Here is a 16,845-nt window from a genome sequence, read left to right as displayed (position 1 = left end):
TTAATCGCGCTTAAAGATGTCACGAGTATATACTTTCTCCAGCACGTCATCGAGGCAAGAGTCATAGCGGTTGGCAATGATAGCCTTCGATTTTTGCTTGAATTCATAAAGGTTGTTGACAACCTGACTGCCGAAAAAGCTGGTGCCGTTCTCAAGGGTAGGCTCGTAAACAATAACCTCCGCACCTTTCGCCTTTATGCGTTTCATGATGCCTTGAATGGCACTTTGGCGAAAATTATCGGAATTGGATTTCATGGTCAGGCGATAGACACCTACTACGCACTCGTGCTCTTTGTTCGCATCCCATACGGCGTTCTCATTGTAATAGCCAGCTTTGCGAAGAACAGCATCGGCAATATAGTCCTTACGGGTACGATTCGATTCCACAATAGCAGTCATCATGTTCTGAGGAACATCTGCATAATTGGCAAGGAGCTGTTTGGTGTCCTTTGGCAAGCAATAACCGCCATAACCAAATGATGGGTTATTGTAGTGAGTGCCAATACGAGGATCAAGACCAATGCCCTGAATGATGGCAGCTGAATCCAAACCCTTTACTTCGGCATAGGTATCAAGCTCATTGAAATAACTTACACGAAGGGCAAGATAAGTGTTCGCAAAGAGCTTTACTGCCTCGGCTTCCTTTAATCCCATGAAGAGTGTATCGATGTTCTCTTTAATGGCACCTTCCTGCAAAAGCTTAGCGAATATCTCAGTAGACTCTTTCATGTGATTGCCTTGAATCTTGCGGATTGCTTCATTCTCCTCCTCCCATTCAGCAGACATCATTTTGGGATAGCCTACGATGATGCGTGAAGGATAGAGATTGTCTTCAAGTGCTTTTGATTCGCGAAGAAACTCCGGTGAAAACAAAAGACGGAACTCACGACGCTTGCCATCCGCTAATGGTGGCATCTGTGCGAACTTCTGAGCATACTTCACATAGAGGGAACGGCAGTAACCAACTGGAATGGTGGACTTGATAACCATTGTTGCTTCAGGATTCACTGATAGTACAAGGTCAATGACGTCTTCTATATGATGTGTGTCGAAAAAGTTCTTTGCCGGATCATAGTTGGTGGGAGCTGCAATGACCACAAAGTCGGCATCCTTGTAAGCTGATGCCCCATCAAGAGTGGCAGTAAGATTCAGTTCTTTCTCCGCAAAATACTTCTCAATGTATTCGTCCTGAATTGGAGAGATACGATTATTTATCTTCTCTACCTTTTCAGGTATCACATCGACGGCTGTCACCTTGTGATGCTGTGACAACAAAGTAGCAATGCTCAAACCTACATAACCGGTACCGGCTACTGCTATTTGCAAATCTTCAAAGTTTCTCATATTTCTGTCTTTCTTCCGCTTTATCTCTGCTTTTACTCCTCTATTTCTTCCCATGGATAAGGATTATCCACCACATTCTGAAACTCATCAACTGCTTCCTGCTGCTCGGCAGTCAGTGATGCAACACTCCAGGAAGCAATGATAGAACGGCCCTCGTCGGCCAAAGGCTCATCGAAAACCTCTCCATAACAAGCCGTAAGCAAACGGAGTTTCAACAAAGAGGAAGGAAGGGTATCAAGGGTATCCCAGCAACGCCTCAATACCTCCTGCACATGCTGTTGTTTTTCACCATGGTCAATGAACGAGGCACTATACCCCTTCAAGAGCGCAAGACATACATTTGCCTGCTCCTCCACCGTGGTGCCCCAAGTGCCAGAATTATACAAAGTTGTGGTCAAGCGATAGACTTCGCTGTTACGACGAGACAAGTCATCGCTATAGATAGGACTGCCGTCCATACCCAAATACATCAGATCGTGCGCGGCACGCTGAAGGAGGAGTGCTTCTTCTAAAAGAGACATGCTATTTTGATTTATGATTTCAGAGTTATGATTTATCTATCACCAATGACTAATCATTGATTATCGACGATTATTTGATTACTTCGATGAAGTCTGGATGGATGGTCGCCATGGCAACGGCGATGATACCTTGTATCGCAATCACTACACGACGATCACGGGCACCTTTTACCTTTAGAAAAACACCTTCTTGACCCTCGAAGTCGCCACCGGTGATACGGACTTTCGTACCTTTGGAGAGATTCAGTTCTTCGGGCTGGAAATAGAGAAGATGGTCATTGTAGGTACCGGCGACGGCTATGAAACGCTGCATATCATGATCGGGAATGATTATTTTCTGACCGCTACGGGTATCAGTAATATATTGCAAATAAGTAATTTGAGACTTAAATCGCTGCACTTCGGAAGGACGTGCGTGGACAAAAACCAGATTACGGATGACGGGAACCAAAGCACGGACTTTCCTGCCCCTACAGATACTTATCTTATATTGCATGGGAATGAAACAGCCAATATTTGCCTTTTCGAGAAGATGCATAGCTTCAAGCTCCCTGCGGTATGTGGCACGCATGGCAAACCAAACTTCGGTCTCTTTATCCATTTCTATTCTTGCTAATTTTACTTAGAAAAAGGTATTCCTTGGGGGCTTTGAACTACTATTACAGAACTGTAGTTCAATCACTTGCGAGCATTTTATGGGAAGTTTGACAAGCACTATGCCCTTCTTGTCAACAGATTCTCTGCGGTTGTTCATTACCTTCTGGTAAGAGACTATAAACGAACGTATTAGAAACAAAAAAGCGTTTTTTAATCGTACGTTTAAAAAACACCTATTTCGAACTTATACAAGACATACTCAAAGAGCTAAAAATAAGAAGATTTTAACTGATTACATATATTGCATATACTACTGAAATTCAATGTAATATACTTATCATTATTTATTATTAGGAACATTTTTCTATCAAACATTTTGCCATTACAAAAAACGTCTCTATCTTTGCGTTCATTAAACGTACGTTTTTTAAACAGCATATCATCTTATATATCAACTATTTACAACTCGCCCTTCACATTTCCCTCCAAAATTCCCTTATTTCTCCCTCACTTTTTATACTTTCGCATTTTTTAACCAGAATAAAAAACAGTTAAACGAACAAAGAATTACACAAATGAAAGAACTCAAAAAAAGAAGCATCTCAACAGTAACGAGCAGAGAAGCATGTCGTATCAATCTGATACACAGAAACTAAGAGCAACAAAAGTAAAGGAACACAGTTCCATAGTGGATGAAAAGCTATTGTCAGAACGGGTTTACTACGGAGACCAGACCCATGTTTATGTAGGTTACTTAAGAGCCTTTAAATCAGGCTATTTTGAAGGCACAAAAATTAGAAAAATAACGGATATAGCCAAACTGCTCGTAGCATCCGAAAACTTCACAAAGAGAGCCAGAGGAGAGCAAAAGCCTTTGACTTACAGTACGATAATCACCGAATTGGAGAAGGTATGGGCCATCATAAAACGGGAAGACACCACACTGATTGACCCATACGGATATGATGTAAGGATAAATCACTGATAGTTCAGTACCTGGAAAGGCAGTAATTTTGCCGCCGTCAGCAACCGGACAGAAGGGCTACACCTTTCTTGTCGGATGGTGTAGCCTCAACAAGGCAAGGGCGTAGCCATCCGTACTGAAAGGAGTAGCCCTTTTTCATTGCTGATTATCATACATTTACTAACCCTAAAAACATAAAAAATGGGAAAAGAAAAAACTGAATTTGAGGAGAAATTTGTATCCAAAACAGAAAAAACAAAAAAGCTATGGGAAAAACGGATTACGGAAAACACGACATTGAGCATGGAGTCTGTACAATGGATGGCACAACGCATAAATTCCCTATTGGAATACATGCGATACGGATATGCATTGATAGCCTACCGAAAGCAGGACGGCAGCTTCTACATGGGAAGAGGAACCCTTGTTTCCTACGAAAGCGACTTCAAAAAGAAACATGACATGACAAGCATTAAAGCTCACGTAGCCTATTGGGACGCGGAACAACAAGGCTGGCGGACTTTTCTGATTGAGAATTTTATGGAGTGGAGACCGATAGTAAACTAACAAAAAACACCAATATCAAAAGCTATGGAGGCTTATTTACTACATGATGCCAATGCCGGCAGCAACTTAAAATTAATGATTATGATACAAGAAGAAGGTATGAAAGGATATGGCATTTACTGGACAGTGCTCGAATTCCTCAGATTGCAGAACGAATATAAAGCCAGCCTGAAAGTGATTCCCATACTGGCACAAAAAGCAAGGGTGACAACCGCCACACTGAAGCGAATCATCTATGACTATGCGCTGTTCGAGGTGAATGAGACAAGCTTCTCATCCCCCGGACTAAGCCGCCGCATGGAGCCATGGGACGCCCAACAAGAAGCTAAAAAGGAGGCCGGACGTCGCGGTGGACTGGTTAACCAGCAGAGAATCAGGGATGCCAAGACAAGCAGCGCTTTAGCAAATAAACTAAATAAAGAGAATAAAGAAACCCCCTCTCTATCTCCCCAAGGGGAGACGGGAAGAAGGAAGGAGGAGATTCTTCTGACTCCACCGGAGTACACGCTCAACAGACAGACGCATAATTACCAAGGCCTGATGGAAGAGCTGGCAAGGCAGAAAGTAACCGACATCCACGATTTGAATGCCATCCTGAGACTGACAGATTTTGGAAAACTGGGAGGGAAAATCTGGAAAATCCTATATGAGTTGAACAGCTCACCCCAACTGAAAGCCCGCATCGTGATGCCCGGAAAGTACATACTGAAATTACTCAGGGGTTAGATTTAATAAAAGAAATATAATACTTATCTTTGCGTTCAAAACAAAACACCCTAATCATTATGAATCTAAAAAAACTATTTTTTGCTTCTGCCCTGCTCTTTGCTGCATGCGGCACTATCCAGGCCCAGGAAGTCATTGCCCACCGTGGTTTCTGGACTACGGACGGCTCGGCCCAGAACTCCCTTGCCGCACTTGTAAAGGCTGATTCTATCCACTGCTACGGCTCCGAGTTCGACGTTTGGCTCACCACAGACAATCAGCTGGTTGTCAATCATGACGCCACCTTTAAAGGCGTGACTATGCAAGATGCCACAGCCAAGGTATGCACCGCCGTACAACTGGACAACGGCGAACAACTCCCTACCCTGCAACAGTATCTGGACAAGGCAAAAAGCCTGAAAACCCGCCTTATCCTCGAACTGAAAGCCCACAAGACTCCCGAACAGGAAACACGAGCCGTAGAGGGTATCGTAAAAATGATAAAGGACAAAGGGCTGGAGGACCGTACGGAATATATCACCTTCTCCCAACATGCCACCAAGGAGTTTATCCGTCTGGCACCCAAAGGCACCCCCGTCTACTACCTGACCGGTGACCTTACCCCCAAGGAGCTGAAAGCATGGGGTTGTGCCGGTCCCGACTATCACTTCAGTGTTTTCCAAAAACATCCTGAATGGATAAAGGAATGCCACGACCTCGGCATGAAAGTAAACGCCTGGACCGTAAACGAAGCCAAAGACATGGAATGGCTCATCAGCCAAGGAGTAGATTTCATCACAACCAATGAACCGGTAGTGCTGGAAGAAATTTTAAAGAAAAAATAGCCGCTCCTTATACATTTAGAAACAAAAACCAAACAAACCGCTTCATTATGTCCGCAATGGAGCGGTTTTTTGTTTTCAAAAAGATAGCAATTAGTCTTATAAAAAATCTTTTTTCTTATTTTGAATCAAACTAAACTTTCACATGGATTACAATTTATATAAAAACAAAGCCATATGCTTTTAAATTGAAAGCCTGACAGTAGATATTCTCATTGAATGAAAGTTTCGCTAAAAAATAATAGAAAATAGATATGCTTTACAGTTAATTATAAAACAAAACGTCGTATATTTGCATCGAAATAGAACAAAAGGACATACTAACCAACCAATAAAGGACAAAATGACAAGAGCTATAAAATTCACCAAGATGCACGGTGCCGGAAACGACTACATTTATGTAGATACGACCCAATATCCTATCAGCCATCCGGAAGAGCTTGCGAGGGCATGGAGTGCACCGCATACGGGAATTGGAAGTGACGGTCTAGTACTTATCGGTTCTTCAGACAAGGCCGATTTCAGCATGCGGATATTCAATGCCGACGGCTCGGAGGCCCGGATGTGCGGCAACGCAAGCCGCTGCATCGGAAAATATCTTTTTGACTACGGACTGACCTCCAAAACAGAAATCACACTCGATACACTGTCAGGTATAAGGATGCTAAACCTGCACTTGGCAGACGGAAAGGTCAACTCTGTAACCGTAGACATGGGCATACCTGCCGACGAACCGGCAGATTACGACGGCAAAGGAGCCAAACCGATGAAAGAACAGCCCATCGAAGTGGACGGAGAACGATATGTAGGGACCACCGTATCCATGGGAAACCCGCATCTGGTAATCTTTGTCAATGATATTGAAGCCATCGGCCTTACAGTCATCGGTCCCAAACTGGAGAATCACCCTCTCTTCCCCGGACGCATCAATGTAGAATTTGCCCAGATATTGGGAGAAGGAAAAATAAGGATGCGTGTCTGGGAACGAGGCTCGGGCATTACCCAAGCCTGCGGAACCGGAGCTTGTGCCACCGCCGTGGCAGCCTTCCTCACCGGACGCGCAGGAAGGGAATCCATCATCATCATGGACGGAGGCTCACTCACCATCCGATGGGACATCGCCACCAGGCATGTACTGATGACGGGAGAAGCCACCAAAGTATTCGACGGCAAAATTGAATTAATTGACTAACCACCAACTATCAACCAAGAAAAGATTATGGCATTAGTAAACGAACATTTTTTAAAGCTACCGGGCAGTTATCTGTTTTCAGACATAGCCAAGAAGGTAAATACTTTCAGGATAACACATCCCAAGCAAGAGGTCATCCGTCTGGGTATCGGAGACGTTACCCGGCCACTGCCACCGGTCTGCATCGAAGCGATGCACAAGGCAGTGGAGGAGATGGCTGACGTACGGACATTCCGTGGATATGGTCCCGAGCAAGGATACGACTTCTTGATAGAAGCCATCATCAAGCACGATTACCTTCCACGCGGCATCCACTTCGGTCCTACGGAAATCTTCGTGAACGACGGAGCAAAGAGCGACACGGGAAACATCGGTGACATTCTCCGCCACGACAACAGTGTAGGCGTGACCGACCCTATTTATCCGGTCTATATAGACAGCAACGTGATGTGCGGACGTGCCGGAGTATTGGAAGGAAACGGTCAGTGGAGCAACGTCACCTACATGCCTTGTACCGCCGAGAACGACTTCATCCCGGAGATTCCGGACAAGCGCATCGACATCGTCTACCTCTGCTACCCCAACAACCCCACGGGCACCACCCTGACCAAGCCCGAGCTGAAGAAATGGGTGGACTATGCGCTCGCCAACGACACGCTGATTCTGTTCGATGCCGCCTACGAAGCCTTCATCCGCGAAGACGACGTGCCCCACTCCATCTATGAGATAAAGGGAGCAAAGAAATGCGCCATCGAGTTCCGCAGCTTCTCGAAAACTGCCGGATTCACGGGAGTACGCTGCGGCTACACCGTTGTGCCGAAAGAACTCACTGCCGCCACGCTGGAAGGCGAACGCATCCCGTTGAACAAGCTCTGGAACCGCCGCCAATGCACCAAGTTCAACGGCACCAGCTACATCACCCAACGGGCGGCGGAAGCCATCTATACACCGGAAGGACAACGGCAGATAAAGGAAACGATAGATTATTATATGAACAATGCCCGGACCATGAAGCAGGGCCTTGAAGCGGCCGGGCTGAAAGTCTACGGCGGTGTGAACGCTCCTTACATCTGGCTGAAAACGCCTGACGGAACGGGCTCCTGGCGGTTCTTTGAACAGATGCTGTACGAAGCCAATGTAGTGGGCACACCGGGTGTAGGTTTCGGTCCCAGTGGTGAAGGATATATCCGGCTGACGGCCTTTGGAAAACACGAAGATTGCGTGGAAGCCATGAAGCGCATCCGGAAGTGGCTGAAATAAAAAACAATTGAATTAGTGAAGTACTTGCTATAATCGAGTCGGACTGATCATCCGGAATTTTTCTAAATTTAAAGGTAAAAAGGTATGAAAACAAGAAGTGTAAAATGGGTAATAATGGCAATGGCGCTATTATCAATGGCAATGCCTTTCACGGCAAAGGCTCAGGATAAAGTGGAAGCATCGGTAGGCGTCGACCTCGTAAGCGGTTACGTGTGGCGTGGCCAGGATTTGGGAGGGGTAAGCCTCCAACCGAACGCATCCATCGCCTACAAAGGTTTCTCTCTGGGAGCTTGGGGCTCCGTAGGCATCGAGAGTTCGGACACGAAAGAGTTCGACCTCATACTGGGATATTCAACCGGAGGCTTCAGCATATCAGTGACGGACTACTGGTACAACGTGACCGGAGATGGGGTGACAGCCAAATACTTCCAGTACGGTGCACACAATGTTGCCAACTCACATCTGTTCGAAGCGCAAATCGGTTATGATTTCGGCCCCGTAGCCGTAAACTGGTACACCAACTTTGCAGGCGACGACGGTGTTGACAAGGACGGTGACCGTGCTTATTCATCCTACATCTCCGTGGCAGCCCCCTTCACACTGGGCGGACTGGACTGGACGGCAGAGATAGGTGCTACCCCTTGGGCCACGGACTTCTATGGAGCCAACGGCTTTGCCGTATGCGACGTCAGCCTGGGAGTATCAAAAGACATCAAAATCACCGATTCCTTCTCCCTCCCGTTGTTTGCCAAAGCAACCTGGAATCCAAGGTCTGAAGGTGCCTATTTCGTAGTCGGACTAAGCTTCTAAAAGCAAAGAACTATGATTTACACACGCCGAAAGGCAAATAGTAAATTGTAAATTGTCAAATCGTAAATTATTTAAGGTATGAAAAAGATTGAAGCTATTATCCGAAAGACCAAGTTCGAGGACGTGAAGGACGCGCTGCTCGAAGCGGACATCGAATGGTTCTCCTATTATGATGTACGGGGCATCGGGAAATCCAGACAAGCCCGTATCTACCGTGGTGTCATGTACGACACCAGTTCCATCGAGCGCATCCTTATCTCCATCGTGGTGCGCGACAAGAATGCGGAAAAGACCGTACAAGCCATCATCAAATCTGCACAAACCGGTGAAATCGGCGACGGACGTATCTTCGTCATCCCCATTGAGGATGCCATACGCATACGTACTGCAGAGAGAGGCGACATCGCACTCTACAATGCCGAACAAGAAAGATAACGGGCAGCTACAAACCACAACCAAGAAAATACAATACAACTAAAAGCAACAAGAAATTATGGATAAACTTATTTTAAGTGAACTGACCAACGGACTGAACACCGTATGGATGCTGCTTGCAGCCATGCTGGTATTCTTCATGCAGCCGGGCTTTGCACTGGTCGAAGCCGGTTTTACAAGAGTAAAAAATACGGCCAATATCCTGATGAAGAACTTCGTTGACTTCATGTTTGGCAGTCTGCTCTACTGGTTCATCGGTTTCGGACTGATGTTCGGTGCAGGCGGATTCATAGGAATGCCCCATTTCTTCGACCTCTCGTTCTACGACGGAGGCGGACTTCCAACAGAAGGTTTCCTCGTATTCCAGACTGTATTCTGCGCAACGGCTGCCACCATCGTGTCCGGCGCTATGGCAGAACGTACCAAATTCTCCATGTACCTGGTTTACACCATCTTCATCAGTGTGCTGATTTATCCCGTTTCCGGTCACTGGACTTGGGGCGGCGGCTGGCTGATGAACGGTGAGGCAGGTTCCTTCATGATGGAAACATTCGGAACAACTTTCCATGACTTCGCAGGTTCCACCATCGTCCACTCCGTAGGAGGCTGGATTGCCCTGGTAGGTGCGGCCATCCTCGGCCCGCGCATCGGGAAATACGGCAAAGACGGCAAGTCAAGAGCCATTCCGGGACATAACCTCACGATTGCGGCACTGGGTGTATTCATCCTTTGGTTCGGATGGTTCGGCTTCAACCCCGGTTCACAGTTGGCAGCAGCCACTACGGACGATGCAAGGGCCATCTCGCATGTATTCCTCACCACCAATCTGGCAGCCTGCGCAGGCGGTTTCTTTGCATTGGCGGTAAGCTGGATGAAATATGGCAAACCCTCCTTGTCTCTGACACTGAATGGCATTCTGGCCGGATTGGTAGGCATCACGGCCGGTTGTGACATGGTTTCTCCCTTCGGGGCGGTAATCATCGGCACCATCTGCGGCATCCTGATGATTTATTCGGTGGAATTCATCGACCGGACACTGAAAATTGACGACCCCGTAGGGGCCAGTTCCGTACACGGTGTCTGCGGTTTCACGGGAACCATCCTCACCGGACTGTTTTCCACCAGTGAGGGACTGTTTTACGGTGCAGGCTGGGGATTCCTCGGAGCGCAGGTATTCGGTGCACTCGTAGTAGGCGCATGGGCAGCAGGCATGGGATTCATCATCTTCAAAGGACTCGACAAGATCCACGGTCTCCGCGTTTCCAAACGTGTGGAGGAAGAAGGACTCGACATTTACGAACACGGCGAATCAGCCTACGGTGCATAATGATTTTATCCCGGGCAGGTCTGGCCGCCTTCCCGGGAACAACGAAACAAGAAGTTTTTTCACTCTAACATAGTTTTATTAAACCAACAATTACAACTCTAAGGTATTATGTCAAAATTGAGATTCAGAGTAGTAGAAACGGCGTTCAAGAAGAAACCCGTTGCAGTGGCAGTCCCGGCGGAACGTCCGTCAGAGTATTTTGCCAAGTATGTATTCAACAAGGAGAAGATGTTCCGCTATCTGCCAAGCAAGGTGTATGCCAAACTGACGGATGTGATTGACAACGGAGCTCCGCTGGACCGCAGCATAGCCGACGAGGTTGCCGCAGGTATGAAGAAATGGGCGGTTGAAATGGGGGCGACCCACTATACGCACTGGTTTCATCCGCTGACCGAAGGTACTGCCGAAAAGCACGATGCTTTTGTGGAACACGACGGCAAAGGCGGCGTGATGGAGGAATTCACCGGCAAACTGCTCGTGCAGCAGGAACCGGACGCTTCCAGTTTCCCGAACGGCGGTATCCGCAATACGTTCGAGGCACGTGGCTACTCGGCATGGGACCCCTCCTCCCCGGCATTCATCGTAGACGACACGCTCTGCATCCCGACTATTTTCATCGCCTATACCGGTGAGTCTCTGGACTACAAGGCACCGTTGCTGAAAGCCCTGCGTGCCGTAGACAAGGCTGCCGTCGACGTATGCCACTATTTCAATCCGGAAGTAAAGAAAGTGGTTGCCTATCTGGGCTGGGAGCAGGAATATTTTCTGGTTGACGAAGGGTTGTACGCCGCACGTCCCGACCTGCTGATGACCGGACGCACGCTGATGGGCCATGACAGCGCCAAGAACCAGCAGCTGGAAGACCATTACTTCGGGGCCATCCCCAGCCGTGTGGCCGCTTTCATGAAGGAACTGGAAATCGAAGCGCTGAAACTCGGCATCCCCGTCAAGACCCGCCACAACGAAGTGGCTCCCAACCAGTTCGAGCTGGCTCCCGTCTTCGAGGAATGCAACCTGGCGGTAGACCACAACATGCTCATCATGGCCTTGATGCGTAAAGTGGCACGTAACCACGGTTTCCGCGTACTGCTGCACGAAAAGCCCTTCAAGGGTGTCAACGGTAGCGGCAAGCATAATAACTGGTCGCTGGGTACGGACACCGGTATCCTGCTCCACGCACCCGGCAAACTGCCCGAAGAGAACCTGCGTTTCATCACCTTCGTAGTGAATACGCTGATGGCCGTATACCGTCACAACGGATTGCTGAAAGCCTCTATCTCCAGCGCCACGAACGCCCACCGGCTGGGTGCCAACGAAGCTCCTCCGGCCATCATCTCTTCCTTCCTGGGCAAGCAGTTGAGCCAGGTGCTGGAACACATCGAAGAGAGCACCAAGGACGATCTCGTCAGCCTCAGCGGCAAGCAAGGCATGAAGCTGGACATCCCGCAGATTCCGGAACTGATGATAGACAATACCGACCGCAACCGCACCAGCCCGTTCGCCTTCACCGGCAACCGCTTCGAGTTCCGCGCCGTGGGTTCCGAAGCCAACTGCGCCAGTGCCATGATTGCGCTGAACTCCGCCCTTGCCGAGCAGTTGGTGGAATTCAAGAAAGATGTGGACGAACTGATTGAAAAGGGTGAGCCGAAAATCTCCGCCATCCTCGACGTTATCCGCAAGTACATCAAGATTTGTAAACCCATCCACTTCGATGGAAACGGTTACAGTGACGAATGGAAAGCTGAAGCTGCCCGCCGCGGTCTGGACTGCGAGACAAGTGTCCCCGTCATCTTCGACAACTACCTGAAACCGGAGAGCATCCGGATGTTCGAGTCCATCGGTGTCATGACGAAGAAGGAACTGGAAGCCCGCAACGAGGTGAAATGGGAAATGTACACCAAGAAAATACAGATTGAAGCCCGCGTGCTCGGAGATTTGGCCATGAACCACATTATCCCCGTAGCTACACAGTATCAGTCGGATTTGATTGACAACGTCTACAAGATGAAAGACCTGTTCCCCGCAGAGAAGGCTGCAAAACTGTCTGCCAAGAATCTGGAACTCATCGAAGAGATTGCCGACCGTACCGCCTTCATCAAGGAGCATGTGGATGCCATGATCGAGGCGCGCAAAGTGGCCAACAAAATTGAGAGTGAACGTGAAAAAGCCATCGCCTACCACGACAACATCGTACCGATGATGGAGGAAATCCGTTACCACATCGACAAGCTGGAACTCATCGTCGACAATCAGATGTGGACGTTGCCTAAATATCGCGAGTTACTGTTTATAAGATGAAAAATGAAGGATGAAGGATGAATCCTTAATCCCTATCTCATTCTTTTGTTGGTTGTTTTAAGTTTGCAGGGGGGAGAGGTGCCGCGAGGCAGTTCTCTCTCTTTTTTCGTCCATGCCAACTGTTGGCGGTAAGCGGGAAATAACCTATCTTTGCCCGTCAGATAAAACAATCCTGTCATCATGAAGAATTTACGTAACTGCTATGCAGCGTTCCTGCTGTTTGCCTTGCTGTTCGTTTCGGCTGCTGCCCCGGCACAAACCGATCTGCAGCAAAAACTGGGTCGGATTTCCGCCATTACGGAAACCCGTCCGTTGGAGTCCACCCGGTTCTCCGAGAAGTATGTAACCTATTTTACCCAGCCGTTGGACCACCGTCATCCCGAAAAGGGCAGTTTCCGCCAGCGCGTGATTGTCTCCCACGTCGGCTTCGACCGTCCCACGGTGATTGTAACCGAAGGCTATGGAGCCGCCTATGCCCTCAATCCCAAGTATCGCGAGGAACTTTCAGAGCTGCTCGATGCCAACATGATTTTTGTGGAATACCGTTATTTCCTGGAATCCACCCCTGAGCCTAAAGACTGGCAATACCTCACCGCCGAGAATTCTGCCGACGACCTGCACGCCGTCCGCAACGCCTTTAAAAGCATCTATCCCGGCAAATGGATTGCGACCGGCATCAGCAAGGGCGGACAGACTACCCTGCTCTACCGCACGTTCTATCCGGACGACGTGGATATTTCCGTGCCTTATGTAGCTCCGCTCTGCTACGGGGTGGAAGACGGACGCCACGAGCCTTTCCTCAGGAAAGTGTCTACTCCGGAGGACCGCAAACGGATTGAGGACTTCCAGTTGGAAGTGTTGAAACGGAAAGCCGCACTGCTCCCCCGCTTTGAGAAATATTGCGATGAAAAAGGACTCAAGTTCCGTGCGCCCGTTGAAGAGATATACGACTATTGCGTGCTGGAGTATTCTTTTGCCCTTTGGCAGTGGGGAACTCCCGTCAGCAGCATTCCCGCAACCACGGCCTCGGACGATGAGATATTTGCCCATCTGCTCGACATCAGTAATCCCGACTACTTCATTGCCGACAGTCCCACAGCCTCGTTCTTCGTACAGGCCGCCCGCGAGCTGGGCTATTATGGCTACGATACGAAGCCTTTCAAGAAGTATCTTTCCATCCAATCGAGCAAGGGTTACCTGCATCGCCTGATGCTTCCCGAAGAGCTGAAAGACATGCCCTTCGACAAGACCCTAAGCAAGAAAATCACGAAGTTCCTGAAAGAGAATGACCCGAAAATGATATTCATCTACGGACAGAACGACCCGTGGACGGCTGCCGGAGTGACCTGGCTGAAAGGAAAGAAAAACATCCATGTATTCGTAGAGCCCGGCGGAAGCCATCGGGCACGCATCGGCACACTGCCCGACGCTCAAAAACGAGAAGCCATTTCACTGATAAACAAGTGGCTGCAAGAATAAAAAGAACAGATGGTCCGCTTGATTGAAACAGGCCATCTATTCAATGCCAACAGACCATGCGTTCAGGGCAAACAGACCATCTGTTTACAACCAACGCATGGTCTGTTTTTTTATTCTACGATTTCAGCATCTTCAATGTTATTGATTTCTCTTGAAGAGGAGTCCTTTGTACCCGGTGCTTTGGGACGGCGACGCGTAAACTTGAACCAGTTCAGCAGTTCCGAAGCCGCATAGACCAGACTGCTGATGCCGATAATGATAAATGCCGTGGAGCGTACTCCCGTAGGATTAAACAGCGCCACCAGTCCGGCAATCAGAATCAATACAGGCACCGCATAAAAGCCATACGGCACCGGCATCCAGCGACGGGCAGCAGAAAGCGAGGCAATCTGTTGCACTCCTCCCATCACCAGGATAAATCCCAATACAAATGTCAGCAGGTCGGCAAAGAAACCGGGCATGATAATCAGCCACAAACCAAACAACAGACTGCCTACTCCCTCGATAGGGAAACGGCGGCGCATCTCCGTGCTCTGTGCAAAGTAGCCTATGATGCTGATAAGCGAAGGCACCAGAAAGATGACGCCTATCGTAATCACCAAGTAATCACCGGCCTGGTCGGGAAACATCACCAGCACCAAACCGATAACCAGCGCACATATCGCGCGCAAAAATGAATAACTTAATCCTTTCATGAGTCTATGTTTTTTGCGAAGATACATCTTTATCCGAATAACTCCACACGAAAATCCCGAAAAATCAGTTTACATTCAGCCAGGCATTCATATCTTCGGCCACAAAGAGCCAGTATAATAACAACAGTACAGCAATAAACACGCCTATGGCAACTAAATGTTTTCTATTCATAGTTTGTTCCTTTCTTTTTTTGAATGAATATTCGTTTTTACTACACCTATAAGAACAATATTTCAAGAAAAATGTTTTAATCCGGAAAAAAAGTCATATTTATTTTGGCAGTTAAAACAAAGTGCTTATATTTGTCGCGAAAACGAAGACAGGCTGCACCTCAGCATAAAAAATGAACAAGTTCATTTTATTATACATTCGGTTTGCACTGTCTTTGCCCTCGATAAAACAAAAAAAGTCAATGAAAACAATGTTAGTAAATACATATTGGTGGTGGCACCCGTTACAACTCCGACAGTCGTAAGGGAGCAGCGCTCGTATGTATATATGTAATATATAGTAAAAAACAAAAAGAGCCCTGTCGCACCAAGCGACGGGGCTTTTTTCGTTTAAGCAATAATGCGTTTTGATTTCTGAAATAGTAAATAGTAAATCGTCAAATAGTAAATAACATGATGAATTTCTTAGTTGACAAAGAAGGTTATTACGGAGAGTTCGGCGGGGCATACGTTCCCGAAATCCTCCACAAATGTGTAGAAGAGTTGCAGAACACCTACCTCAAGGTGCTGCAAAGTGAGGACTTCAAGCGTGAATACGACCAGTTGCTGCGCGACTACGTGGGACGCCCTTCCCCACTCTACTTGGCACACCGCTTGTCCGAGAAGTACGGTTGCCGGATTTACCTCAAGCGTGAAGACCTGAACCACACCGGTGCCCACAAAATCAACAACAGCATCGGGCAGGTATTGCTGGCACGCCGCATGGGCAAGCGCCGCATCATCGCCGAAACCGGAGCCGGACAGCACGGTGTGGCCACAGCCACCGTCTGCGCCTTGATGAACATGGAATGCATCGTCTACATGGGTAAGACCGACGTAGAGCGCCAGCGCGTCAATGTGGAGAAGATGAAGATGCTCGGCGCCACCGTCGTTCCCGTCACCAGTGGCAATATGACGTTGAAGGACGCCACCAACGAAGCCATCCGCGACTGGTGCTGTCATCCCTCGGACACCTACTACGTGATAGGTTCCACCGTCGGCCCGCATCCGTACCCCGACATGGTGGCACGCCTGCAGTCCGTCATCAGCGAAGAAATCAGGAAGCAGCTCCTTGAACACGAGGGACGCGAATGCCCCGACTACCTCATCGCCTGCGTAGGTGGAGGAAGCAATGCAGCCGGCACCATCTATCACTACGTCAACGACCCGCACGTGCAAATCGTCCTCGCCGAAGCCGGCGGAAAAGGCATTGAAACGGGAATGACAGCCGCCACCATCGCCCTCGGCAAGATGGGCATCATCCACGGCTCGCGCACCTACGTCATCCAGAACGAGGACGGACAGATAGAAGAGCCCTATTCCATCTCTGCCGGACTGGACTATCCGGGCATCGGCCCCATGCACGCCAACCTTGCCAAGCAGAAGCGTGCCATCGTCCTCGCCGTCAACGACGACGAAGCCATCCGCGCCGCCTACGAACTGACCCGGCTCGAAGGCATCATCCCCGCATTGGAAAGTGCCCACGCACTGGGTGCGCTGGAGAAGATGAGGTTCAAGCCGACGGACGTGGTGGTGCTGACGGTGTCGGGACGGGGGGATAAGGATATAGAGACGTATTTGAGTGATGAGTTATAAGTG

The 16,845-nt window shown here is 48.5% G+C and carries 16 protein-coding genes; 12 read left to right on the top strand and 4 right to left on the bottom strand.

Annotation, left to right across the window (positions count from 1 at the left end):
* From DXD78_RS06905 to DXD78_RS06895, 3 genes are all read right to left on the bottom strand, one after another.
* Complete coding sequence (locus DXD78_RS06905; protein ID WP_117652651.1) at positions 1-1,344, bottom strand: UDP binding domain-containing protein; 1,344 nt, start codon at positions 1,342-1,344, stop codon at positions 1-3.
* Positions 1,345-1,376: 32 nt separating this feature from the next.
* Positions 1,377-1,865: a UpxZ family transcription anti-terminator antagonist gene (locus tag DXD78_RS06900; protein ID WP_117652650.1), complete on the bottom strand. Its 489-nt coding sequence runs from the start codon at positions 1,863-1,865 to the stop codon at positions 1,377-1,379.
* A 70-nt stretch (positions 1,866-1,935) separates the two neighbouring features.
* Positions 1,936-2,472 (bottom strand): UpxY family transcription antiterminator, encoded by a 537-nt coding sequence (locus DXD78_RS06895; protein ID WP_057089459.1) that lies wholly within the window; start codon positions 2,470-2,472, stop codon positions 1,936-1,938.
* A 615-nt stretch (positions 2,473-3,087) separates the two neighbouring features.
* Here DXD78_RS06895 and DXD78_RS06890 point away from each other — a divergent pair.
* The 11 genes from DXD78_RS06890 (at position 3,088) to DXD78_RS06840 (ending at position 14,341) form a co-directional block, all read left to right on the top strand.
* The gene (locus DXD78_RS06890; protein ID WP_034529745.1) at positions 3,088-3,447 is read left to right on the top strand and encodes a hypothetical protein; all 360 of its coding nucleotides are present in this window, start codon (positions 3,088-3,090) and stop codon (positions 3,445-3,447) included.
* Positions 3,448-3,627: 180 nt separating this feature from the next.
* On the top strand, positions 3,628-3,993 hold the full coding sequence (locus DXD78_RS06885; protein ID WP_009038322.1) for an SH3 beta-barrel fold-containing protein: 366 nt from the start codon (positions 3,628-3,630) through the stop codon (positions 3,991-3,993).
* Positions 3,994-4,017: 24 nt separating this feature from the next.
* The gene (locus tag DXD78_RS06880) at positions 4,018-4,719 is read left to right on the top strand and encodes a Lin1244/Lin1753 domain-containing protein (protein ID WP_005837302.1); all 702 of its coding nucleotides are present in this window, start codon (positions 4,018-4,020) and stop codon (positions 4,717-4,719) included.
* Positions 4,720-4,778: 59 nt separating this feature from the next.
* Positions 4,779-5,543, top strand: coding sequence for a glycerophosphodiester phosphodiesterase family protein (locus tag DXD78_RS06875; protein WP_005837303.1), 765 nt, complete (start codon positions 4,779-4,781; stop codon positions 5,541-5,543).
* A gap of 340 nt (positions 5,544-5,883) precedes the next feature.
* The gene (gene dapF / locus DXD78_RS06870) at positions 5,884-6,732 is read left to right on the top strand and encodes a diaminopimelate epimerase (protein WP_117652649.1); all 849 of its coding nucleotides are present in this window, start codon (positions 5,884-5,886) and stop codon (positions 6,730-6,732) included.
* Positions 6,733-6,759: 27 nt separating this feature from the next.
* Positions 6,760-7,992: an LL-diaminopimelate aminotransferase gene (locus DXD78_RS06865; RefSeq protein WP_117652648.1), complete on the top strand. Its 1,233-nt coding sequence runs from the start codon at positions 6,760-6,762 to the stop codon at positions 7,990-7,992.
* Positions 7,993-8,076: 84 nt separating this feature from the next.
* Positions 8,077-8,802, top strand: coding sequence for a hypothetical protein (locus DXD78_RS06860; protein ID WP_117652647.1), 726 nt, complete (start codon positions 8,077-8,079; stop codon positions 8,800-8,802).
* A gap of 78 nt (positions 8,803-8,880) precedes the next feature.
* A complete protein-coding gene (locus tag DXD78_RS06855) occupies positions 8,881-9,237 on the top strand; it encodes a P-II family nitrogen regulator (protein WP_005827548.1) in 357 nt (118 codons plus the stop codon).
* 58 nt (positions 9,238-9,295) lie between these two features.
* Positions 9,296-10,564, top strand: a complete 1,269-nt coding sequence (locus DXD78_RS06850; RefSeq protein WP_117652646.1) for an ammonium transporter — start codon at positions 9,296-9,298, stop codon at positions 10,562-10,564.
* A 108-nt stretch (positions 10,565-10,672) separates the two neighbouring features.
* Positions 10,673-12,862 carry a glutamine synthetase III gene (locus DXD78_RS06845; protein ID WP_117652645.1) on the top strand — a complete coding sequence of 730 codons (2,190 nt, stop codon included), beginning with the start codon at positions 10,673-10,675 and terminating at the stop codon, positions 12,860-12,862.
* Between the two features lie 180 nt (positions 12,863-13,042).
* Positions 13,043-14,341 (top strand): S28 family serine protease, encoded by a 1,299-nt coding sequence (locus DXD78_RS06840; protein ID WP_117652644.1) that lies wholly within the window; start codon positions 13,043-13,045, stop codon positions 14,339-14,341.
* A gap of 110 nt (positions 14,342-14,451) precedes the next feature.
* On the opposite strand, the gene DXD78_RS06835 is transcribed toward DXD78_RS06840, so the two are convergent.
* Positions 14,452-15,036 (bottom strand): HdeD family acid-resistance protein, encoded by a 585-nt coding sequence (locus DXD78_RS06835; RefSeq protein ID WP_117652643.1) that lies wholly within the window; start codon positions 15,034-15,036, stop codon positions 14,452-14,454.
* Between the two features lie 627 nt (positions 15,037-15,663).
* On the opposite strand from DXD78_RS06835, the gene trpB reads away from it, so the two are divergent.
* Positions 15,664-16,842, top strand: coding sequence for a tryptophan synthase subunit beta (gene trpB, locus DXD78_RS06825; protein ID WP_171029006.1), 1,179 nt, complete (start codon positions 15,664-15,666; stop codon positions 16,840-16,842).
* The last annotated feature ends 3 nt before the right edge of the window (positions 16,843-16,845 follow it).

This window comes from Bacteroides sp. D20 (genome assembly GCF_003436255.1).
In the GTDB taxonomy this organism is placed as follows: Bacteria; Bacteroidota; Bacteroidia; order Bacteroidales; family Bacteroidaceae; genus Bacteroides; species Bacteroides uniformis.
Note: the sequence above shows the minus strand (reverse complement) of the source record. Positions and strands in the feature narration are given on the sequence as shown.